The sequence below is a fragment of the Ensifer sp. genome (assembly GCF_031989085.1).
GTDB lineage: Bacteria > Pseudomonadota > Alphaproteobacteria > Rhizobiales > Rhizobiaceae > Ensifer.
Genome location: NZ_DALZXU010000007.1, coordinates 246,666 through 268,819, shown reverse-complemented (window position 1 = coordinate 268,819; position 22,154 = coordinate 246,666). Strand labels below are relative to the sequence as shown.

At 58.0% G+C, this 22,154-nt stretch carries 24 protein-coding genes; 10 read left to right on the top strand and 14 right to left on the bottom strand.

Annotated elements, in window-relative coordinates; genetic code table 11:
• Positions 1 to 104: 104 nt before the first annotated feature.
• The 6 genes from RTP54_RS24805 to coxB form a co-directional block, all read right to left on the bottom strand.
• Entirely contained in the window at positions 105 to 569 is a 465-nt protein-coding gene (locus RTP54_RS24805; protein ID WP_312366198.1) for an MgtC/SapB family protein, read from the bottom strand.
• A 254-nt stretch (positions 570 to 823) separates the two neighbouring features.
• Entirely contained in the window at positions 824 to 1,879 is a 1,056-nt protein-coding gene (locus tag RTP54_RS24800) for a c-type cytochrome (RefSeq protein ID WP_312366197.1), read from the bottom strand.
• Complete coding sequence (locus tag RTP54_RS24795; protein WP_409517210.1) at positions 1,876 to 2,514, bottom strand: cytochrome c oxidase assembly protein; 639 nt, start codon at positions 2,512 to 2,514, stop codon at positions 1,876 to 1,878. Before RTP54_RS24795 ends, RTP54_RS24800 begins: the two co-directional genes overlap by 4 nt.
• Positions 2,511 to 2,888, bottom strand: coding sequence for a hypothetical protein (locus RTP54_RS24790; RefSeq protein WP_312366196.1), 378 nt, complete (start codon positions 2,886 to 2,888; stop codon positions 2,511 to 2,513). The genes RTP54_RS24795 and RTP54_RS24790 overlap by 4 nt, the downstream gene beginning before the upstream one ends.
• A gap of 7 nt (positions 2,889 to 2,895) precedes the next feature.
• Positions 2,896 to 5,415, bottom strand: a complete 2,520-nt coding sequence (gene ctaD / locus RTP54_RS24785) for a cytochrome c oxidase subunit I (RefSeq protein WP_312366195.1) — start codon at positions 5,413 to 5,415, stop codon at positions 2,896 to 2,898.
• The gene (gene coxB, locus RTP54_RS24780) at positions 5,412 to 6,377 is read right to left on the bottom strand and encodes a cytochrome c oxidase subunit II (RefSeq protein WP_312366194.1); all 966 of its coding nucleotides are present in this window, start codon (positions 6,375 to 6,377) and stop codon (positions 5,412 to 5,414) included. The genes ctaD and coxB overlap by 4 nt, the downstream gene beginning before the upstream one ends.
• 259 nt (positions 6,378 to 6,636) lie before the next feature.
• On the opposite strand from coxB, the gene RTP54_RS24775 reads away from it, so the two are divergent.
• On the top strand, positions 6,637 to 7,971 hold the full coding sequence (locus tag RTP54_RS24775) for a sorbosone dehydrogenase family protein (RefSeq protein ID WP_312366193.1): 1,335 nt from the start codon (positions 6,637 to 6,639) through the stop codon (positions 7,969 to 7,971).
• Between the two features lie 148 nt (positions 7,972 to 8,119).
• Complete coding sequence (locus RTP54_RS24770; protein WP_312366192.1) at positions 8,120 to 8,566, top strand: hypothetical protein; 447 nt, start codon at positions 8,120 to 8,122, stop codon at positions 8,564 to 8,566.
• Positions 8,567 to 8,589: 23 nt separating this feature from the next.
• On the opposite strand, the gene RTP54_RS24765 is transcribed toward RTP54_RS24770, so the two are convergent.
• From RTP54_RS24765 to RTP54_RS24755, 3 genes are all read right to left on the bottom strand, one after another.
• Positions 8,590 to 9,846 (bottom strand): DUF763 domain-containing protein, encoded by a 1,257-nt coding sequence (locus RTP54_RS24765; protein ID WP_312366191.1) that lies wholly within the window; start codon positions 9,844 to 9,846, stop codon positions 8,590 to 8,592.
• Positions 9,847 to 10,055: 209 nt separating this feature from the next.
• On the bottom strand, positions 10,056 to 10,649 hold the full coding sequence (locus RTP54_RS24760; protein ID WP_312366190.1) for a DNA-3-methyladenine glycosylase: 594 nt from the start codon (positions 10,647 to 10,649) through the stop codon (positions 10,056 to 10,058).
• Positions 10,650 to 10,986: 337 nt separating this feature from the next.
• Positions 10,987 to 11,286 (bottom strand): hypothetical protein, encoded by a 300-nt coding sequence (locus tag RTP54_RS24755; protein WP_312366189.1) that lies wholly within the window; start codon positions 11,284 to 11,286, stop codon positions 10,987 to 10,989.
• A 129-nt stretch (positions 11,287 to 11,415) separates the two neighbouring features.
• On the opposite strand from RTP54_RS24755, the gene RTP54_RS24750 reads away from it, so the two are divergent.
• From RTP54_RS24750 to RTP54_RS24730, 5 genes are all read left to right on the top strand, one after another.
• Positions 11,416 to 12,342 (top strand): hypothetical protein, encoded by a 927-nt coding sequence (locus tag RTP54_RS24750; RefSeq protein WP_312366188.1) that lies wholly within the window; start codon positions 11,416 to 11,418, stop codon positions 12,340 to 12,342.
• Positions 12,343 to 12,476: 134 nt separating this feature from the next.
• Positions 12,477 to 12,713 (top strand): DUF6894 family protein, encoded by a 237-nt coding sequence (locus tag RTP54_RS24745; RefSeq protein ID WP_312366187.1) that lies wholly within the window; start codon positions 12,477 to 12,479, stop codon positions 12,711 to 12,713.
• Between the two features lie 524 nt (positions 12,714 to 13,237).
• Complete coding sequence (locus RTP54_RS24740) at positions 13,238 to 14,194, top strand: SDR family oxidoreductase (protein ID WP_312366186.1); 957 nt, start codon at positions 13,238 to 13,240, stop codon at positions 14,192 to 14,194.
• Positions 14,195 to 14,465: 271 nt separating this feature from the next.
• Positions 14,466 to 15,458 carry a L,D-transpeptidase gene (locus RTP54_RS24735; RefSeq protein ID WP_409517200.1) on the top strand — a complete coding sequence of 331 codons (993 nt, stop codon included), beginning with the start codon at positions 14,466 to 14,468 and terminating at the stop codon, positions 15,456 to 15,458.
• A gap of 187 nt (positions 15,459 to 15,645) precedes the next feature.
• Positions 15,646 to 15,834 carry a hypothetical protein gene (locus tag RTP54_RS24730; RefSeq protein WP_312366248.1) on the top strand — a complete coding sequence of 63 codons (189 nt, stop codon included), beginning with the start codon at positions 15,646 to 15,648 and terminating at the stop codon, positions 15,832 to 15,834.
• Positions 15,835 to 15,947: 113 nt separating this feature from the next.
• On the opposite strand, the gene RTP54_RS24725 is transcribed toward RTP54_RS24730, so the two are convergent.
• Both RTP54_RS24725 and RTP54_RS24720 read right to left on the bottom strand, forming a co-directional pair.
• Entirely contained in the window at positions 15,948 to 16,442 is a 495-nt protein-coding gene (locus RTP54_RS24725) for a ferritin-like domain-containing protein (RefSeq protein ID WP_312366247.1), read from the bottom strand.
• Between the two features lie 156 nt (positions 16,443 to 16,598).
• Positions 16,599 to 17,180 (bottom strand): intradiol ring-cleavage dioxygenase, encoded by a 582-nt coding sequence (locus RTP54_RS24720; RefSeq protein ID WP_312366184.1) that lies wholly within the window; start codon positions 17,178 to 17,180, stop codon positions 16,599 to 16,601.
• A 381-nt stretch (positions 17,181 to 17,561) separates the two neighbouring features.
• Here RTP54_RS24720 and RTP54_RS24715 point away from each other — a divergent pair, with 381 nt between their 5' ends.
• Entirely contained in the window at positions 17,562 to 18,005 is a 444-nt protein-coding gene (locus RTP54_RS24715) for a PRC-barrel domain-containing protein (protein ID WP_312366183.1), read from the top strand.
• 170 nt (positions 18,006 to 18,175) lie between these two features.
• Here RTP54_RS24715 and RTP54_RS24710 read toward each other — a convergent pair whose 3' ends face one another.
• Positions 18,176 to 19,360, bottom strand: a complete 1,185-nt coding sequence (locus RTP54_RS24710) for an HWE histidine kinase domain-containing protein (protein WP_312366182.1) — start codon at positions 19,358 to 19,360, stop codon at positions 18,176 to 18,178.
• A 385-nt stretch (positions 19,361 to 19,745) separates the two neighbouring features.
• Between RTP54_RS24710 and RTP54_RS24705 the strand changes: the two genes are divergently transcribed.
• Complete coding sequence (locus RTP54_RS24705; RefSeq protein WP_312366245.1) at positions 19,746 to 20,462, top strand: alpha/beta fold hydrolase; 717 nt, start codon at positions 19,746 to 19,748, stop codon at positions 20,460 to 20,462.
• A gap of 79 nt (positions 20,463 to 20,541) precedes the next feature.
• Here the strand turns inward: RTP54_RS24705 and RTP54_RS24700 are convergent, their stop codons facing one another.
• A complete protein-coding gene (locus tag RTP54_RS24700) occupies positions 20,542 to 20,796 on the bottom strand; it encodes a hypothetical protein (protein ID WP_312366181.1) in 255 nt (84 codons plus the stop codon).
• Entirely contained in the window at positions 20,793 to 21,122 is a 330-nt protein-coding gene (locus RTP54_RS24695) for a hypothetical protein (protein WP_162703705.1), read from the bottom strand. The genes RTP54_RS24700 and RTP54_RS24695 overlap by 4 nt, the downstream gene beginning before the upstream one ends.
• Positions 21,123 to 21,292: 170 nt before the next feature.
• On the opposite strand from RTP54_RS24695, the gene RTP54_RS24690 reads away from it, so the two are divergent.
• Complete coding sequence (locus tag RTP54_RS24690) at positions 21,293 to 22,153, top strand: Ku protein (protein WP_312366180.1); 861 nt, start codon at positions 21,293 to 21,295, stop codon at positions 22,151 to 22,153.
• Position 22,154: the final 1 nt, after the last annotated feature.

Sequence of the window (22,154 nt, the reverse complement as noted above, 5' to 3'; positions counted from 1 at the left end):
AATCCCCAAGGCGAGCATTATCTGACACGTCGGTGCTTGTCACTTTGCACCGAGGTTGAGACGGTCAACACCAGCCAATCAATTTCCTCACGGAAGGCGGCGGTTTACTCGGGTTGGCCTTTTTCGCTCGCTCCCTCCTCCTTGAAGCTGGACAGGGCACGAAGGGTAACGAATGTTACCAGTGAGAGCACGATCGCCGTATCGAACGAACCAAGCCCGACAGCCGTCCCAATCGCTCCGGTTGCCCACAGACTTGCGGCAGTTGCCGTGCCCCGCACGCTGCTCCTTACGATGAGAATAGCCCCACCCCCGATAAAGCCCATGCCCGTTATCAGGCCCTCGACAATTCGCGCGGTCGCCTCGGCATTGCCCTGTATCAGGGGTTCTGCAGCCTGGATGAATCCGCAGCTGGCAATGGCGACCAGCGGGAATGTCCGCAGACCTGCGCTTCTTTCATTTCTCTCGCGATCCCAACCGATAGGAAAGGCCAGCGCATATGCGAAGAGGAGCGATCCGAGATGAGGTAGAAAATCCAAGTCTGCCCCGACCAATCTTAGCCATTCGCCCAAAGATCTTCTCCACTCTTAGAATTTGCTGGCTAGATAGGCTCTTGGCGCAACGCGGCAAGGAGCAGCTATCGGTGCGATGCAAAAAGAGACATTCGATAGACTTGACGGGTGAGCACGGGCAAAACCGCAGCGGCGGTCGAAGGCCTAGCGATCGCCTCCAGTTTCGCAAGCTGAACACCGTGGAAGCTTTGGATGGATATGCTTGGTCGCCGTCGCGCCGCCGATGATGTAGCGCCGATCCGTGCCTCGGTTGATCACCGCGGTGTTCCGGTCGACGGGATGGAGGCATAGTAAGCGGCAAGCCGCTCGACGTCGTCATCAGAAAGATTTCTCACAGCCTGGCTCATCAACAGCTCGGTGGCGCTCTCTTTGCGCCCGCCCGATCTAAAGAGCAGGAGTTGTTGCCGGAGGTAGGACCGCGACTGCCCGGCGAGCAACGGATAGCGTGGGTTGCGACCATCGTGACAAGCATTGCAGCCGGCAACTTTCTGCACAGGGTCACCGGTGTGAACGAGGGTTAGAACGCGTGTATCGACAGCAGGAGCAGTCACCTTCGCCGAAAGCTTGCCACCAGTGCGATTTGAAAAGTGATGGGCAGCATCGACGATATCCGACGGTTCAAGCTTCGATACCGCCACCTCCATGAAACCACTTTCTCTGTCTCCGTCGATGTATGCGTTCAAAGCTTGCTTCAGATATAGCTCCGACTGTCCCGCTATCACCGGACTGCCGTCATCGCCGTCCTCTCTGCTTTGGCTATGGCAGGAGAGACAGGAGGAGAATGCAGATCCCTTTCCCGCGCTCATGCCGCCTGCGAGCTCCTGGTATCGGGCGGCATTCATGTCGGGAAGCTCCCTGAGAAATGCGACCATCGACCAGACTTCGTTTTCGCGTTCACGACCCGGCCAAGCCGGCATACCGGTATAGCGAAGCCCATCCCGCACGATCACGAACAACTCTTCGTCCTTCCACTGACGGATGCTGGCCTTGAGATCGGGTGGGGGTGGCAACATTGCCAGCACTTCGGCCGAGCGACGCTCAACCGGAGAGCCATGACATTCGGCGCAACCGGTTTCGAAATGAGCCGCTGCGACCCGCAAATGGGCCTCTTTTTCGAAGCTGGCAGGCTTTTCGATCCCAAGCGCTGCTGTTCTAACGGAAGAGCGCATCGTCCAATGCAAGAACCATTCGGTGACTGCCCAATGACCGCCCGTCGCGCCAACTGGGACCAGCCCGAGCCAGGCAATCAGCAAACCGGCAACCGGGACGAGCCCGGCGGTTGCGGCAAGACATTTCCAGCAACGCCTCATAGCTCGATCCCCTTGCGAGGTTGCATGGGAGGGGCACCAAGGAACCTGGCAACGAGAGCAACTCCACCGGCGAGGTATACGACAGCGCCAACCAGCAGCATGATTATGCCGCCGACCTGCTGATCCTGACTTGCGGTCATCGTCACCCCAAGACAGCTCACGTCGCCGCCGCCAAAGAGCGGCCGAGGCGACATCGTCAGCAGCACCCCCAGGAGAGTCATGTGCATAGACGTCATCAGGAGTGCGACCGCTCCAGCCAGCCGACGCTCGACTTGCGCACCCGCTCCCAGGCAGGCGAGCCAGAGCAAGGCGCCTGCGGCGAGAAAGGTCGCATGCTCCAGCAACCGCATACTGACAGAGAGCTCGGCCAGATCGCGCATCACTGGGACATGCCAGATCCAGACGACGACGAATTCAACGAAGGACAACAGAATTGCGGCTCCAGGCCCCCAGGAAATCGTCGGGTCCAATCGTGTGCCGGAAATGCCGCAGGCAAAGAGAGGAGCAATGACGACGACAAGCGCCATATGCACTGACATATGACCGGAGAAGGCCCGCGGATCGAAGGCCGCAAGCGATGCCGCAACGACAACCATCAGCAACGCAAGCGCTGCGATGAGAGCTCCCGACCTCATGAGAAGCAACGATCGATCGCCAGGAGAGGCGTTGCTACGAACAGCACGGCGACGAAGCTAAGCGCCGAAAGGAGAAGGGTTGCGAAACCCTGGAACAACTTGCGCGCTTCCTCCGTCGGATCATCATGCGGCGGGTCTGTCGTACCGAACCCCCACTGTCTCCAGGCGAGGAATGCGGAGATCGCGATCGTTGCAAGCGCTGCAAGCGTTACGCCGCCAAGCACCAACTGAAGCATGGCGAATTGGCGTTCGCCGCCTCCTTTTGCGCAATGGATCGCCACCGTCAGGTAACATGCGAGGAAATGCACCGCCCAGACGACGGGCGCCGTAAAAAGCGTCCAGAGCGTCTCAAGGTCTCGAGGGAATATTCGCATAGCTCCCTTACCTCATTGCCGGAAACAAACCGATGACCCCAAGGGTGGTCAACGCGGTGATCGTCAAAAAGTGCCAGTAGAGAACGACATTGACGAGATCGATGTCGTGTGTGGCCGTCAGGCGTCCGAAGAAGCTGCGCGCCAGGCAATAGAGTTGCATCACCACACCGACGGCAGCATGGGACACAAGCCATAGAACGAGGACCCAGACGATTGCCGGATAGACGTGCTCTGTCGGGTCCATTTGCGTGAGCAATGGTCCTGCCAGGGCAGCTGCACCTCCAAGCAGGGTGAGCGTCAGCGCACACAGGACGAGAACGCGCATGCCGCGTGTCCGATGGCCGCGGTTCACGCTCCGCGCAGCGACCATCGCAATCCATGCCGATGCAAACAGGCCGAGAGCCACCAAGGGCCACTTCAAACCGGGTCCGGCAAGACCAGCTGTGAAATCATCGTGGATGGTCCAGTAAAAGAAGTAACCGAAGACCAAACTGCCAAAGGCCGTTCCGTCTCCCACCATGGTAATGAACATCGCCCACCATCCAACGGATGCGGGGCCTGAAACGTAGAGAGGCAAGGAAAGCCCAAGACCTACGTCCTTCTCCGCTTTTTCCGGCGGGATCGCCGTGCCGGTCCACAACCAGCCGATGACGAAAGCCAGAAACGCTGCAGCACACAGAGCGGTGATGATCCACCAGTGAAACGTTATCGCGACGAAGACACCGCCCAACGCCATCGCGCTGAGGATCGTCAAATAGGATGTGCCGCCGACGCGCAGACATTGGATGGGCTCGGCATCAAGGACCGACGTGACAAGCGTCTCGCGATAGCCCTCAGCCGCGCCAGGCAGATAAAACCGTCCTTTGGCGATATCGTCGCGAAGTCCTGGCTGATCCCAAAGCGGATAGCGACTTTTTATGATCGGTATGGAGCGCACACCCCAGTTTTCCTCCGGCTCGGATATCCACTCAAGCGTGCCGGCATTCCAGGGGTTGGCCTGGCCCTTGGGCTGGCGGTGTTTTGGCCGCAGAACGTCAACGACGACGATCGCAATGCCGGTCGCAAAAACGAATGCACCGATCGTGGAGACCATGTTGAACCAGTCCCAGCCAACATCGGCCGGATAGGTGAAGACACGCCGCGGCATGCCGCGCAGTCCGGCGAAGTGCATCGGGAAGAACGCGATGTTGAAGCCGGAAAACATCAGCCAGAAGGCGATCTTGCCCATTCGATCGGAGAGTTTGCGGGCGTTGATGAGGGGATAGTAGTAGTAGATGCCCGCCACAACGGGAAAAAGCATGCCGCCGATCAGGACGTAGTGCAGGTGGGCGACGATGAAGTAGGTGTCGTGCGCCTGCCAGTCGATCGGTACCAGCGCAACCATGACGCCGGTGAGCCCCCCGACGACGAAAATCACCAGACCGCCTCCGCCAAACAGCATCGGCACCGACGGGATCACGCGCCCCGCCAGCATGGTCGCTATGAAAACGAATATCTGGACACCGGTCGGGATGGCGACGGCCTCGGAGGCGGCCGAGAAGAAGGCAAGCGAGATCTGCGGCAGGCCGGTGGTAAACATGTGATGGACCCAAAGGCCGAAGCTCAGGAACCCTGTTCCGACCGCCGCCAGAACGATCCAGGAATAACCGATAATCGGTCTTTGGGCGAAAGTCGGGACGATCATCGCCATCAATGCGATGGCCGGCAGGAAGATGATGTAGACCTCGGGATGGCCGAATATCCAGAACAGGTGCTGCCACAACAAGGGATCCCCTCCCCGTCCGGCATCGAAGAACGGCCAGTCGAACATTCGTTCCATCTCGAACAGAATGTCGCCGGCGATCAGTGGCGGGAAGGCAAAGAGGATCATGCCGGCGACAATTAGAAGATACCAGGCAAACAGCGGCATCATGTTGATCCGCATGCCCGGGGCGCGGCATTTCATGATGCCGACAATCAGTTCGACCGCGGCGGCGATCGAGGCCACCTCGATGAAGGAAAGACCCAGCAACCAGATATCGGCGCCGATACCCGAGTACTGTTTGTCGGTCGCAAGCGGCGGATACATGAACCAGCCGGTGTTGGGTGCGGCGTCGAAGAAGATTGACCCGCAGACGAACACGCCGCCGAGAAGAAAACTCCAGAAACCAAAGGCCGAAAGACGAGGAAACGGCAGTTCGCGCGCCCCGAGCATAGGCGGCAGCAGGAAGATTGCGACGGCTTCGAAGATCGGCACCGCGAAGAGGAACATCATGACGGTGCCATGAAGGGTAAACGCCTGATTGAAGAAATCTGCCGATAAAAGATCGTTCTCGGGGACGGCAAGCTGCGCGCGCACGAGAAGCGCTAATACCCCGGCAAAGAGCATGAAGAGGAATGCAGTCGCCGCATACCAAAGGCCGATCTGGGTATTGTTGACCGAGGTCCAGTAGCGCCAGCCGGACGGGTTGGCCCATACCGCCCGAAGCTGCCGCTCCTCCTCGTCCGTCGAGATTGGCGTCTGGTCCCGATCTTCAACGACGCTCATGTTTCACCTGCGAGGTAGTCGACGATCGCATTCAATTCGCCCTCAGGAATCATCGGGAAAGCCGGCATCTGAGCGCCGGGTTTGAATTCCCCGGCGTCGCGGATAAAGCGAAATAGATTGTCCCGTGTGTTGGCGGCAGCCCCCGCCCCTAGTCTGAGCCGGTCTTTGAACGCTGTCAGGTTCGGTCCGACCAGACCCTTCGCGTCAGTCCCGTCAATCGCGTGGCAGGCGGGACAACCGTTGCGCTGGAACGCAGCGCCTGCATCCGCAGATGTTGGAGATTTGTTTGTGCGGCCCTGCCGCCAAGTCTCGAAGTCATCCATGGTCATGACGATTGCCGTCAGGGTCATCAATGCATGTGAGGTGCCGCAAAACTCCGCACATGGTCCACGATAAGACCCGATCCGGGTCGGCTCCAGCCAGAGCGTGTTGGTTCGCCCGGGTATCATGTCCATCTTGCCGCCAAGAGCGGGGATCCAGAACGAATGGATGACGTCGTTTGCCTTAAGCGAAACACGAATGCGCCGGTCGACAGGCAACTTCAATTCATTCGCAGTTTCAAATGCCACATCGCCTGATGTGTTAAGGTAGCGTATCCGCCACCAGTACTGCTCGCCGGTGACTTCGATCTGAAGATCCGCTTGCTGGCGATCAAACCATGGACGCGTCGCCGGCATGCTCCACACCGCATAGGAAAGAAGCGCGAAAAGGAGGACCGTGGGGACGACCACGCCTCCCCAGGTGATAAATCGCTGCGCGGTTTCCTCGGCGAAGCGGTGGCGTCGCACACGACCTGCATAGATGAGAAGCGAGGTTACGATAAACCAGGCACACGCGGCGCCGACTGCGGTTACGACAATCAGGTCCTCGATCGCTAACGCCTCGCGTCCAGCCGCTCCAAAGACCGACTGGGGACCTGTGCAGGCTGAAAGCAGAAAAGTAGACAGGAGTACAGCCGCCATGCGGACGCCAATAGCCAACGACCGCTCGTTCGGCTTCCTGGCCCCCTGGAAAGCGGGATACGTTTTCCCCGCACGATGGCTACATCGGTAGATCAACGGACGCCCCTTCCCTCAAGTGAGGGAAACTACCACCGCCGCGCGAAGTTCCAGCCCAAAATGACATTTCGCTGCACTTGCCGGCGTCAAATGAAACGATCGGCATGCTGGCGAGTTAGCTCGGTGTCACCAGCTTTCCAACCAGCTTTCAAGGAGCGTCAGCATGCGCAGGGTTCTGGTTTCTATCGCGTTCTTGTTCCTCGCGTTGCTGATTGTCGGCGCGGCGCTCGTCTTCCTCAATCAGGAGCAAGCCACGCTGACTGCCGAAGAGGGGTATGGCAGCAAGCCGCAGTTGCCAGAACCGAACCCGACGTTCGTCCCGACCGTCAATGTGGCGGAGGCTATCGGGTGGGCACCAGGCGAAAAGCCGACGGCTGCGGAAGGGTTCACGGTCGGGGCCTTTGCTGACGACCTCGACCACCCCCGTTGGCTTCATGTGCTGCCGAACGGCGACGTTCTCGTTGCCGAAAGCAACAAGCCTCCCAAGGAAGACACCGGCTTCTCCTTACGCGGATTTGCGATGGGGCTGTTCATGGGACGTGCCGGAGCCGAAGTCCCGAGCGCCAACAGGATTACACTTCTGCGCGATGCGGATGGTGATGGCGTTGCAGAGATCAGGTCCTCGTTCCTCGAAGACCTCAACTCACCTTTCGGAATGACCTTGTCGAATGGGGTTCTTTACGTTGCCAACACCGATGCCGTCATGGCGTTCGATTACAAGGAGGGCGAGATGAAGATCGCCTCGCCGGGTCGCAAGATCGCCGATCTACCGGCTGGCCCGATCAATCATCACTGGACGAAGGACGTCATTGCCAATCCCGAGGGGACCAAGCTCTACGCGACTGTCGGATCTAACAGCAACGTCGCCGAGAACGGTATTGAAGCGGAAACCAACCGGGCCGCTGTGCTTGAGATCGATCTCGCCAGCAAGGACATACGGCTTTTCGCCTCGGGATTGCGCAACCCGAACGGTCTCTCGTGGCAACCTCAGTCCGGCGCGCTCTGGGTGGCGGTCAACGAACGCGACGAGATCGGAAGCGACCTCGTTCCGGACTACATGACCTCGGTCAAGGATGGCGGATTCTACGGCTGGCCGTACAGCTATTACGGCTCGCATGTCGACGCCAGGGTCAACCCGCAAAGGCCCGATCTGGTGGCCAAGGCAATCGTGCCGGATTATGCGCTTGGAGCGCATACCGCCTCGCTCGGCCTGACGTTCTATACCGGGGAGCTCTTTGGATCCAAATATCAAAACGGCGCGTTCGTCGGGCAGCACGGCTCATGGAACCGCCGCCCTCGAAGTGGCTACAAGGTGATTTTCGTTCCCTTCTCCGACGGTCTGCCGTCCGGCCCCCCTGAAGATATCCTCACCGGCTTCATCAGTGGCGATGACAGGGCACGCGGCCGACCCGTCGGCGTGTCGGTGGATCGCCGCGGTGCGTTGCTCGTTGCAGACGACGTTGGAAACACGATCTGGCGGGTCACCCCGGTCAATTGACGGGATCCCGGAACTCCTTCGCAGCACCTCCGTTATCCCTTCTGACCCAACGAAAGGTGCGTGAACGGTGTCGACGTCGATTGGCCGGGGTGGCTCGGCTGGCGCCCGCTCTCATGCTGCAGCTGGGGAACCAAAGGAGATTGCAACAATGTCCAACAAGAACGACGGCTCGGCAAAGCCGACCGGTGAAAACGCCACGGAATTTGGCAGATCAATGGAAAGCAAGGCCCAGTTTGCCGACGCGCGGCGCCAGGCCACGGATTTCGTGGGAGAAGGAGGACCTCTTAGCGTCTATCGCCTGGTGCCTATCGCAGCCCCAAACGACCCGCGATGGCAAAACGCCTTGAACCAGGGCGAAGTGCTCGTCGCGGCCAGGTCATCAGGCGATGCGCGTGTCGTGGCCGCCGGGTGCGAGCTCGATTACATGGAGGTCGATGCGGCGCCGGCCGAAGGCGTGAGCACGCTGGACGCGAGCGCGTTTCGTGATGAAAAGCTCTACACGGTCATCGAAGTCGAGCATGCAAAAACTGGGCTCGTGCGCGGCCTGATGGAAGGTAACATCTCGGTGGCGACGATCAAACCGGTGCAAATTTGACGACGGCATTGATTTTGTACCGCTCATTCCGAAACTTCGGGTTTTGCCAGCGGTTCCCAACCGAAAACGCTGCGGCCGGCAAACGAAGATGATCGACGAAACTCGCCGGCGATGATCTCCTTCAAGTCCGGGCCAGTCACATAGTGCTCCAGGCGGCGAGCTTGCTCATCCAGCCGTCGAAGCGCTTCCAGCTCCTCGGTGTGTCCGAGTTTACCCTTCGAAACAGCCGACTTCATCACCTTGATCGTTTCGTCATAGACCCTGATGGGAACAGGAAAGGGATGACGATCCTTGCCGCCATGGGCGAGCGAAAACCGTCCCGGATCAGAAAAGCGGCAAGGAGCCCCGTGAACGACTTCAGCGACCATGGCGAGCGCCTCCACCGTTCTTGCGCCCACGCCGGGCGTGAGAAGGAGGTCCTGAAAGTCCTTCGGCCCTCGATCCGCTGCAGAGGCAAGGGCTGCGTGCAGCCGGCTCATGTTCACATCCTTTTCCCGCACGTCGTGATGTGACGGCATGATGAGATGCGGCAATGAAAGCTGCTCCGGCACGGCTTCGACAACGCGCTCTGCACGCCGGATTGCCATTGCTTCGCGAACGATGCGGTCGGGTCCCATATTTTCGAGGAGGTCGATCTGCCCCTTTCGCGATTGCTGCGCCCTTCGATCGGCGAGATTGACGATGACGCCTTGGCTCGTCCCTTCGATTGCGGCATGCGGAGAATCGAAAAAGCTTTCTAGGTTTTCCGAAAGCCAGTGATAGCGTCGTGCCTGACGCTGGTCTCCATTCATGCCCTGTTGCACGACCACCCATTTTCCATCATCCGTGACAATGAAACCATGGAGGTAGAGGTCGAAGCCATCCTGCAAGGCGGCACTGTCGATCTTGGCAACGAGGCGGCTGGTCGTAACCAGCCGTTCGGCGTCAAATCCGACCCTTCCACCGATCGCCAACAGTTCAGAAGGCGTTTTGCGCGACTGGGCTCCCCGCCCGCCGCAGACATGGATGCCAAGCTCTGACGCCCTTGGCGCGAGTCCTCTTTTCAGCGCGCCTATAACGCTCGTGGTGATGCCGGATGAATGCCAGTCCATTCCCATGACAGCACCGAAAGACTGGAACCAGAAAGGGTGTGCCATCCTTTTCAGGAACTCGTCTCGACCATAATGAAGGACGATCGCTTCGGTGATAATCCCGCCAAGCCTGGTCATGCGCTCGCCGAGCCATTTGGGCACGCGCCCGCCATGGAGCGGCAGATCAGCACTTCCCGAACGTTTTGCCATGGAGCTAATTCCGTTGAGCAGATGGTGCGCTTTATCATCAGCCGTCGAGCGCTGCAAAATTTGACATTCGCACCAGACGGTCGCAGGCCGGATGGATAAGGAGCTCGACTGCCACTTCGTTGGCCAAAAGGAGAAAACGGAAAAATCCTGATGTTCTCCATCCCCATCGTGTCCGCTTGGCACAGCCTGCGACCTCAAGGGGAATGATCTCAGGACGGGAATGTTCCGCGGTCTATCAGAGCGCTCCGAGCGATAAGCTCTGGAAATCCGCGGCTGAGATAGCTTGATCCGAGTGCGCCGAAACGCCACGGAAGATCGATCGCCTTGCTGATGCCTATGCGCCGCCCCTGGCAGACTTCCACCACCTCGTGGGCGGCCGTGACGCGAAAGGGCGCTGAGAAAAGCGACCGAGCATCATGCTCCTTGGTGACTGCAAGCGCCTGGCAAAGACGGCCGGGTCCAGCACACAAGAGCCTGTCGACACTCGTTCCGCGCCTCAAGCGCATGGTTTCGATACCGGTCCGTGGCTCCATCGCCCGGATCAGCACCGCACTGCCCGCTTCACAAACAAAATTGAGACACCAGTGCAGACCATAGGACCTGTAGACATAGACGTGACCTGCCGGTCCGAACATCGCGCTGTTTCGAAGGGTTTGGCCCTTGTAGCTGTGCGAGGCCGGCTCGTCGCGCCGATACGCTTCGGTCTCGACAATGACGCCGCCGATCCCGTCCAACTCAAGAGTGGCGCCGATCAATGCTTCGGCGACGGCAACAGCATCGCGGTCGAAGAATGATGGCGTCATCACTACGGGTCCTTCTTCCTCGAAACGCACCCCTCGGACTGGGCTGGTTGAAATCGCTCATGCAACATTGCGACCACCAGCACAAGCCACGTGGATAAATGGGAACTGGTTGGCCGATTGTCAGCCTGCTCGTGCTTTCTCTTCCCGCGCCCAGACACGAAGCTTGCCGAGCTTCCTGATCAGCTCACCGACGTCGGCCGGTTTTGCAAGCTCGATCAGTCCTTCGTCCGCATCCTTTGCGACGCCGGCGGTTCGGTCCTTAAGAATTTGACGGGTTGAGACAAGTCCTGTTCGACAGAGCATTCGACAACGAACCAAGCCCAAGGAGCGCTCTCGCCTAGCGAGCTTGACGGGAAATGCCCCATAGATAACCGATCGCGCCGGCCGCGATCAGCACGGGCAGAAAATGTCTTCTGATGCTGTTTTCCGTCGTTTCAAGAACAACGACAGCTTCGGTCAGGGCCAGTCGAGACGTGCCTGCAACGATGCCAGCCAATTCCGCCCTCAGGTGGCCTAGCTCGGTCCGAAGCGCCTCTAGTTGCACCTGTCGGACTTTTGCGACGTGCTCGGCCGGAATTGTTGCCAGTCGGTCGTCTTCTATGGCGAATTCCATGCCGCCGGGGCGTTCGGTATCCATGGTGACGGTCTCCTTTGGAGTGGTCGCAATGACTTCCAACGGTAGAGATGTCTCGTTGTTCCATTGAGGAATGAACCTGTGGCTTTCCCAGGCGTTTGAGTAAGAGGCTCAGTATATGCGGTGATGGCAATGCAATTCCTTGGAGACAAGTCTGCCAACGAAACGCGGATAGGCGCTACAACGGAATTTGCCTATGACCGGATGACCGTGGAGCGCTTTCGCAGGGCGTTCCCGCGTGCCCGTTGGAATGAGGAGCGGCGGGCGTGGTTTGTACCGGGCAAGACGGCAGGTAAGCGGATCGCAAAATGGCTAGCTCGAGAAAATGAAAGCCTTGAGTTGCATGCGGATTCCAAAGGGCGCGATGCGTACATTTTTGAACCGCTCTCCAGTCGATATCTGGAGTTCGCGGAGGATATCCGCGTGCGCACTCCCTATTCCAGGACGGCTGTTGAGCATCTCCGATCGATACCCTGGGCCCGGTGGGACGACGAGTTACGCGCATGGCGAGTGCCGTTTCGATCCTATGAAGCCTTGCGCCGCGAATGGCCCGCGATAGAGGCGGCCGCGCGGCGAAGCGAACCGGCCGAACGCAAGCGCCGGCAGGAGGAAGAAAGGCTCACACCGAAGTATGAGAGCGCCAAACTACGTAACAACGAGCGCCGTCGCCGTCGATATCCGGTTCCGGCGGACGGGCAGCCGCCAATCGGCAGAGTAGTGATGACGCCTCTTTACGGCGTGGTGCTGGTAACCGACGTAACGGGAGAGTACGCCGAACCAGACGATATCAGACGCTCCTATCCTCATGTCACGGCGGACACGCGCGACTTTGTCTGGGCTCGATGGCGACCGGCATCATTGTCAGAACTGGTGGCGACCTGGCCAGCGCATCATCGCCCGAACAAGGCCGAAATTAGCCGGGGATGGTGGCTGCCCAACCTAGAGGAGTTGCGCGCCGCCCGTTCACAGGCGCGCAGTCTGGAGAGGAGAAAACAAGAAGGACCGTCGAACCAGACCGTATCTGAGCTCGTCACACGACCTGACCGCTCAGGTCCATGAGAGCGCGCGACCTCCCCTCTCAAACGGAGTGGTTGCACGTCAAACTCCAAACTGACCCCTTCGCATCCAGCTCGCTCAACAAGGAAGGAACATTACCCGCCAATCGGACTTTCTCTCGAGCGGAGGTTGAATCTATGACGCGCTATTTTTTTGATCTGCAAAACGGAGACGGGCAAACGCTCGACGAACAGGGGATGGAGCTTGCCTCCCGCGAAGCCGTCATGCAGGAAGTCACGCGCATACTTGTCGACATCGCACGCGACGAATTGCCTGACGGGATTGGGACCAAAATTTCAGTTTCTGTACGGACCGACATTGGTGAACCTGTCTCGGTATCGACGTTGACGTTTCAGAACCTATGGCTTGAATGACAATGCTCGGAAGCTCACATCCCGAGACGGCAAGTCCCTGATCGCAGCATCTCTCGGCATCTAACCCCAGCAACCTGAATGTCCGAGGGGTTCAACAAAGCAATAAACATCGAAACTGTGCAATGCAGCATTGCCTTGTGCAGTGCAGCATTATTTTGTCTGCGCACGGCCGCTATGACAGCCATCCTGGCCGTTACGGCCTTGGAGGTACCACCATGCGCTCCCTATCCGACACCCTGGCACGCCTCAAACACTTTCGCTCAATGCAATCTGGTATAGACGACGAGGGCCATCTGGCTCCGTTTGAGGCTTTTGGATCGAACCCGGGCGCGTTGCAGGCCAAGATCCACCTCCCGCCACAACAAGCTCCGCCAAGATCCATCTAACGGCATTCGTCGAACGATCGAGGACGCGTTGCGCGCGGCCGGCCTCATGCGCTGATCGCTCCAAGACCCAGATCACTCGGCACAAAGTCGCGGATCCAGCGTTGTAGTTCAAGGGCAAAGCTTGAAAGGAACGTCACAATGGCAAGATCTGCTACACCCGCAAAGCAACGTGCGATCCAGAAGAAAGTCGCCAAAGACGACGAAAAGGGAAAGCCTGCGACGATTGCCGCGATGCAGGCAGGTGGACGAACCTACCCCGCGCCTCCCTTTCCAAAACAGCATCAAAAGAAGCCTGGCGACGAAAGCAAGCTATCCCCCCCTGCGCTTTACGATGCCCCTTTTTACCTGGGGTCAGAAAAGCTTCTCGATAAGGTGGCACTCGTCACCGGAGGGGATTCAGGGATCGGGCGATCGGTCGCCGTGCTGTTTGCGCGAGAAGGCGCCGACGTGGTCATTCTTCATCTCGATGAAGATGATGACGCTAAGCAGACGGCGGAGGCCGTTGTGCGCGAGGGCCGCCGTTGCCTCGTTCTCAAGGGTGACGTCAAGGATTCAAAATTCTGCGCGAAGGCTGTTGCCAAGGCGGTCGCGGAATTCGGCAAGCTAGACGTTCTGGTCAACAACGCTGCCTTTCAAGCGCATTCGTATGACATCGAAGACCTAAGTGACGACCATTTCGACGAGACGCTAAAGACCAATCTCTACGGTTACTTCCATATGACAAAGGCCGCAGTCCCTCATCTTCGACCCGGCTCGGCAATCATCAACACCGGTTCCATCACCGGCATTGATGGTCAAAAGACATTGCTCGATTACTCCATGACAAAGGGCGGCATTCACGCCTTTACGCGCGCGTTGGCGTCACAGCTCGTTTCCAAGGGCATTAGGGTGAACGCGGTTGCGCCTGGTCCGGTATGGAGCCCCCTTAACCCCAGCGATAAGGAAGCGGAGGATGTTTCGAAGTTCGGGGCTAACGTGCCGATGAGACGACCGGCTCAGCCCGAGGAAATTGCGCCGGCCTACGTCTTTCTCGCCTCTCCTCATTGCTCAAGTTACATCACCGGCGAGATCTTGCCGATCATCGGCGGTTACTAGACGGCGCAGAGAGTAAAATCGATTTTTCCATCGACCATTGCACGCGCATTTCGATACTGCGATGGAACATTCCTGCGCGCTGGAAATTGTACGCAAGCACGCGCAAGCGATCTAGACCTAATCCCTCCGGATCGTGTGCAAGATGGCCTCCGAAAGGGGGCCATCTTTTTCACTAGGACTCCATCGCAGAGCACGCAGCGATTGAAGGCGAGCATTTAGGACGCCTGCTTCAGCTCCCGAGGCGGAACAACAGCACGCGACATTCGTTTGGATGCTCATGAAGAGCTTCATCATTCTTGCCACTTTCCTCGCCTCAGCGCTGCTTGAGGAACCTGTCAGCGGCGCCGAACTTTTGCCTGAAACAATCAATTCGACCCTGCCCAGCTTCAGTTCCGGTAAAACTTCTTCCCCAGTGGATGGGGAAAAAACGCCGGATCCCGCAGTCGTTAACCTTCAGGTCTTGCTTGACCGGGCCGGGGCCTCTCCAGGTGTGATCGACGGCTATGTTGGAGAGAACCTCAGCAAGGCGGTGGCAGGCTTCGAGGCGATGCACGGACTTCCTGTCGATGGCAAGCTCGACCCTGACGTTACGGCTCGCTTAAAGTCGAATGCGCCTGTTGCCCAGAGCTACAAGATCTCCAATCAGGATACGGAAAACCTGGTGAAAGCCGTGCCCGACGACTATGGCGAAAAGGCAAAGATGAGCCATCTCGGCTACACCAGCGTTGCCGAGCGGTTGTCCGAGCATTTCCACATGGATATTGACCTTTTGAAAGCGCTCAATCCACGGGCGAGCTTTACCGTTGGCGAAACGATTTCAGTGGTTATGCCGGGCCCCGCCGTGGCGGGGGAGGTTCGTCGCTTTGAAGTAAATGCTAGGGCGGGTCAGATCTTCGCCTATGGTGACGGCGATGCGCTTTTAGCCGTTTTCCCTGCTACAGTCGGCAGCTCCGATACGCCTGCTCCATCGGGGAGCCACACGGTCAACGGCGTCGTCAAAATGCCGACTTACACCTACAATCCAAAGGTGAACTTCAAACAGGGTGAGAACAGCGGCGTTCTTCAAATCCCGAGTGGTCCGAACGGGCCCGTGGGAACGGTATGGATCGATCTGTCAAAGCCGACCTATGGCATCCACGGCACGCCTGAGCCATCACTTATCGACAAGGTGGGCTCACATGGCTGTGTGCGCCTGGCAAACTGGGACGTAGAGGAGCTGGCAGGTATGGTCAAACCCGGGGTGCGTGTTGATTTTGTAGAATAGCGTCTGACCTCGACCGGCAGCGCACAAAGGTGGTTTTCCGTTACTGCGCCTGTTCGCACGAAAGCAAATGCCCATCACCGGACAGTTCAGGAGCTTCCTGTTAAAAGAGCCTGAGCGCTTTGGCTTTCAGATCGCGCCTAGGCAATTCAGCTGGTTCGAGCAACGAGTGAACAGCAAGGAGAATGCCATGCCCAAGCGACAGGAACCAACGGCAGAGGGTGATGCCTCGGCCAAAGCACTGATCGAAAGCACAAAAAAGGAGGAAAGACGGATCGAGCGCCAGAAAGGCAGTCCATTGGCCAAGGGTGCCAAACGTGTCGAAGAGCGGTCGAAGAGCTCTGACGGCAAAAGCGCGGGAGACAAGCAGAAATCGTGAGCTCGCTTCCCTTGCTGCTGCCAGGCATGGGCCATCGCCACGCTATGACCACGCTTTCCATCGCTGGAAGTGCCCGCGAGAAGAAAGGGCGGACAATGCCGCCCCATTTTTGCTCACGCCGCTTTTGAACGCCCGGAGACCTTGTTGATTGAGGTCACGGCAAGATTGGTCAACTTATTATTCGTCGCCTTCTCCTGATCGAGGATTTCGCTCAGAAGCTTGTGTGCTTCGTCGTGACCGAGATCCTTGGCCCATTCACGAAGCGAGCCATAGCGGGCAATTTCATAGTGCTCGACAGCCTGGCAAGCCGCCAGAAGGCCGGCGTCCAGCGCCGTGCCTTCCGCCTCTTTCATCAAGCCGTCGGCCTCCTTGATGAGGCCCTCGATGGCATCACATTTCTCGCCGGATGCGCTCTTGCCGATGGACTTGAAGACCTGCTCCAGCTTCTTGATCTGGTCTTTCGTTTCGGACAGGTGCTCCTCGGCCGCCTTCTTGAGTTCGGGACTGTTTGCGGCCTTGGCGACTTTTGGAAGCGCCTTGGTGATCGCGTTCTCGGCGAAGTATACATCCTGCAGCGTGTGCTCGAAAATTTCAGCAAGCGTTTTCATCAACGTTCTCCCTTGGATGAGTGCAGGAGGGAAAGCATCGAGCGACGAAATCGTTCCCGTTCTAGTTCTAGTTTCTAAAATACCGCAAGACGCCGTTGCTGTCTGCGCGTTGGGCTCCAGCACGGCAAACTGCTGGAACGTCCCGGAAGGCGCCGATTATGCGATTATGAAATCGTAGCGGCCGAATTTTCCGTCGCTGGTCGCCCATACATCGAGCAACAGGGAATCATCGAACAACCGGTCACGTTGGTTTCCAAGTTCACCGGCGAAATACAGTTGCGTCGTCAGCACTTTCCCGCCGGGTCGCTGGACCTTGATGTGGTAATGCCGAGTGCGACCAGGGTAGATCCCTGGTACGATCGTCTCGAACCACCATTTGCCCTGTGTATCGGAAAATTGATGGCCACGGAGTTTGTATCCGACATTGTCGTAGATCCCGCTCTCATCGGCATGCCACAACTCGATCAACGCTTTAGCCACAGGCTGACATTCCCTTGTTAGCACGTAGCCGGCAAGCGTCAGCTTTTCACCACCCGGTGCATCAAACGCGAAGTCCTGTTTTTCAGGACTGTCCGGTGTAAAATAAGGTCCTTCTGTCTGCACCGGTGTCGGTTCGCCGTCCTCATGGCAAGAAGCCGTAAGCGGCAGTTCCGCAGGCAAAGCGGCAGCATGGCCGAGCTCCGGCAGAACGATGGGCGTCGTAACGAAACTGATAAGGAAATGGCGCCGGGTCGGCATGGCAGTTACCTCCCTGGAATGGAAGTGGCTCAAGGCGTGCTCTCAGCAGATCATCTTTGGATGTGAAATACGAGCAGAACATTGAGTCATCGACGTTTGACCTTCTCCCACCGTGAACGTTCTGCGCCTCGACCGAATTTCGTCACCTAACAAAGCAAGAATACCGCACTTCCTGGCGATTGGTACCGTTCCCACACACGCTGTCATCTCCTTGTCGTCCGGTCCCATTCAGCGTGCAAACCATATGATGGGGGGCCCGACCTCGCGAGGAAGAGCCGGATTCCACTTAAAACAATGATTTACTGGAACTTTTTTCGCGCTGACTCCGTTTAGGGTCGCCACGACATCGTCGGCGTGGCGAGCATTAAACAGGAGATTTGCATGAAATATGTCGCCGCCGCCGCCCTTACTGTTGCCCTCGTTTCGAGCGCCGCTTTCGCGCAAGAGCCGGCCGCTACCGGTGCGGATGCCATGCTGGCTGGTCCCGGCATCACGATGGGAACGGCTGCGAAAATGCCGCTGAAACATGTGGAGATCAGGGATACGGATATCGTTGCTTCACAGCTGGTCGGCGTCGATATTTACAACAAGCAGAACGAAGACGTCGGCGAGATTTCAGACGTCGTCATCGGTGACGGAAAATCGGTCATCGGCATCATCGCAAGCGTTGGCGGTTTCCTGGGGGTTGGTGAGAGCTATGTCGTAATCGATCCCGCGTCATTCGCGCTCGCCAACGACGACGGGACCTGGAAGGCGTATGTGGACACCAACAAGGATGACCTCTCCAAGGCTCCGAAGTTCGACTACTCCAAGCTGAAGAAATAGGTCGAGATCTGTTTCACCGTTCGCGCTCGCCCCTCCCGGCGAGCGCGTTGAGCATTTCCCGACTTCAGCCAGTTACACACGAAGCACTAGACCGATCGAGGACAGGCCAGTGTAAGCACCAAGCTGAGTGTCGGCATACTTGCAGCAGGCCGGTCGCCTCTGGCAGGGCGTTATTGAAACACACTCTTCGGAATCGATATCACCGCCGTCATTCCGTCAGCATGCCAATCATAGGCAAGTGTCCCGCCCATGCCGGCTACCGTTCTTTCTACGAGCAAGTTGCCAAAGCCTTTTCGGCTGGGAACCTCGGTACGCGGCCCGCCGCGTTCCTGCCAGGTAACGGACACCCAGTCATTGTCGATTGCCCAGGAAATGGTTGCGGTTCCGCCGGCGACGCTGAGGGAACCGTATTTGGCCGCGTTCGTGGCCAATTCGTTGAAGATAAGGGCAATAGCGGTGGCTTGACGCTCGTCGAGCTCCAGCGTCGGTCCGCGTGACGGGATGGCAGTCGGTACGCCGTCGGAGGAATTATCATGAGGTGCCACGATTGCCCTTAGGAGTTCCTCGAAACCCATTGTATCTGACGATTCTCGATTCCGCAGGACGATGTCGTGGGCGCGCGAAAGGGCTGCAATTCGACCTGAAAGCGCGACGGCCATATCGTGCTTGGTGTCGGAGCTTTTCAGCGTTTGGCGGATCAGACTTTCAGTCAGGGCAAAAACGTTCTTCACCCTGTGGTTCATTTCCTTCGTTAGGGTCTCTTGCACCTCAAGAGCATTTCGCAATTCTTCTTGGCTTCGTTGGATGTGAAGAGCGATGCCTACAAAGGTCGCAAGCTCGCCTGCAATGCGCGCATGCCCACCATGAAAATGTCTTTCCTCATCGGAGACAACCCACAGCGTTCCCAACGGTTCATCGGTCCCGACGTAAAGAGGCACCAAGAGGACTTCTGGGATCTCGATTCCAGCGTCGGAAATCCAGGAATATGCCCGTTCGGAATGGCGGGTAAGGACGGGGGCTCCCTGATCAAGGGTTACACCACACGGGCTGTAGTTCCGTGGCGTCGTCGCACCTTCGAATGCCGAGAGACTTCCGCACAGATGCTTCCAGTGAAAGATCCCTGGAGCGGAGCGCCCGTCATAAAGGCTGAGGCCTGAAGATACTCCACCTGTCATCTCCATTGCGAGCTGGACGAACTTCGGTAGAACTCCATCAGGATCCTTGATCATGTGGGTTGCAAGTTCCTGGAGAGCAGTTTTTTCACGCAAGAAATCCGCATCATCGATCGGTCGTCGAAAGAGCTCTTCCGTGATGAAAACTTCCCCGAAAAGTTGTTCCGATATGGATTGCAGCATGTGCGGTTCCTGCCCCAAACGGGACGATCCTAGCGGATGATGTCCGACCTGTCAGCACAGGGCGCGCTCGTGCATCGGGTGAGGCGTACCAGTCGATGTTCTGGCCATTCGGCTTCGTTCATCAAAACAAACGTGAGGCAAGCTGGTGATACACCGGCTTTCTCATCCGGGCCGTGTGCTAGACGATGTTCTGCAGTGTTGGCGCCGACAGGACTAGTCCGTTTCATCGTGCTCCAACGCTCTCCCCGACGGTCGAGCCGCGTAGATTCTTGGAGAGGCCTGAAGGATCAAATCAGCGTAATGCTTGAGTTCTCATCCTTCGGCTCCATTTGAAGTTCCTTGATATCGAACGTATGGCGGAGGTCATCGAATGACGCGGGAAATCATGGCATTGGTCTTGGCGGCTGTCCTAGCAATCTCCAGCATAGGCGTAGCGCGTGCCGAGCAATTGGCGGCAAAATCGAGCTCCAAAATAGAGAGTGATCTCAATTACCTGATGTACGTGCCAGATGACTATTCTTCGTCGAGCAAAAACTATCCGCTCGTTGTCTGGCTGCACGGTGGCGATCAGGGCGGAACCGATATCGCCAAAGTCCGGTCGAGCGGCCTTCCAAAACTGATCGAGGATGGAAAGACATTCCCGTTTCTGGTCTTTTCGCCCCAGAATCCGAGTGAGGAACTGCTTTATCCAATCGAGAAAGTAGAGGCTGCGCTCGAAGACGTCATGTCGAAGTACCGTGTCGATCGCACACGTGTTTATGTCGTGGGGTACAGCCGCGGCGGTTTCGGTGCTTGGGCCATGGCAGAGCAGTTCCCCGATAGATTCGCCGCCGTCGTCCCGATTGCTGGCGGCGGTAACCGCCATTACCTGAGCAGGACAAACGAAAAAGCAGCGTTCTGGGTCTTCCATGGTACCAACGACGACGTGATCCCATTGTCGGATTCAATCGTCCTCTATGAACGCCTCGTCGGCTTGAAACGCAATGCTCGCTTGACCGTCCTTGAGGGCGTGGATCACGCAGGCGTTGAGGGGGCCGCCTTAAACGATCCGGAACTGTGGGATTGGCTATTGAAGCAAAACCTTGGGGCCACGGCACAATGAGATAGAGTCCGTAGTTCGAAAAAGCGCTATCCGAGAGAGGCGGCCTTACGCCTGGAACCCCAGGCGAGCGATGGGATCCCTAACGTACGAACAGGTGCTCGAGCCTGTTGGCCACCGGAGTTTTTCCCTGCCCTCGCGCGCTGATCATTGCGGCAAGCGCCGCCCGTCGCCCTTCAGGCAGCTTCAAGATGAAGGTGTCCATGTCTCGCCCAAAATTCGACCAGGCCTTGTCGCCCTCATGACCAGGATCAATCACGCCGGCAGCTTCGAGGTCCGACCGATCCATGTTCACCCTTGCAAGGGAAATCTGCAGCAGATCGGATCCGGTGATCATCGACCGACCCCCTGCTGCCGGAAGCTCATCGTGCCGTGGCTGGACTGCCGAGGAGCACTATCGGGCTCCGCCGCGTCTTCAGCCTCGATCAGCTTTTGGTAACAGGCCTCGATATCCTGGCTGATGCCTTCGGCGTCATAGAGGTAACCATCCGTGCCCCCATCGGTCTCGATGATCTCTGCCAGCGAGTCCATGACCGCACGACCGAGCCTCTGCAAAGCGTCTCTATGCCGGTCAGCGCCGCCACTCTCGAATGCCCGGCTTGCCTCGTCCAAGGCTAGATGCATGGCTTGGAACGACCCGTCGATATGGAGCTTCGTATTCACGGCGCCGCCCTCCTCAGGCTGGGCTCGGTGCAACACAATCCCCTAACGCAATACCCGTGGATAGGTTCACTTTACTATCGACAACCCATCAAGCGCCACAATTGATTCGCGTACTCGGAGGAACAAACGTAATCTCGTTCCGTTGAATCCGGGTTTACCGGGAGGAAGACATGGCTGGACGCGCTCTTTGGAAGGGTTTTCTGAAGTTTGCCGAGATCAGTTGCCCGGTCGCGCTGCATAGCGCCGCGTCGACTTCTGAGCGCGTCAGCTTCAACACGCTGAACAGAAAAACCGGCAATCGCGTGAAGCGAGAGTATGTCGACATCGACACGTGGAAGGTCGTCGAGCGCGAGGATCAGGTCAAGGGCTACGAGGTCGACGACGGACGCTACGTGTTGTTTGAGCCGGATGAACTCGCCGCCGCTGTGCCCCAAAGCGACAAGACACTGCGTATCCAGTCGTACGTCCCGTTCTCCGAAATCGACGACCTTTATTTCGACAAACCTTACTACCTCTTGCCCGATCGATTGGGCGAAGAAACCTACGTGCTGATCCGCGATGCGATGCGTGAATCCAATGTTGGCGCCCTCGCCCAGGCCGTTCTCTTCCGTCGGCTGCGAAGCGTCCTGATCCGCGCTCATGGTAACGGGCTGATCGCGACGACACTCAACTTTGACTATCAGGTCCGTTCCGTGGAGGAGGCATTCTCCGGAATCCCGAAGCTCAATCTCGAAGGCGAAATGCTCGATATCGCCAAGCACATCGTCAAGAGCAAGACGAGCCTCTTCGATCCGAAGACGTTCGACGATCGCTACGATGCCGCACTCGCCGAGCTCGTGAAAGCCAAGATGGAGGGCCGAACGGTTAAGGTGAAGAAGCGAGCCAAGGTCGAGCCCTCGACAAACCTCATGGAAGCGCTGCGCATGAGCGCCGGCTTCGGGTCGGCGCGGGCGTCCAAACCACGCTCCGCCGCAGCAGCGGCTCGCTCCGCTCCCGCGGCGCGTCCGGCCGCGCGCAAGAAGGCGAGCTGAG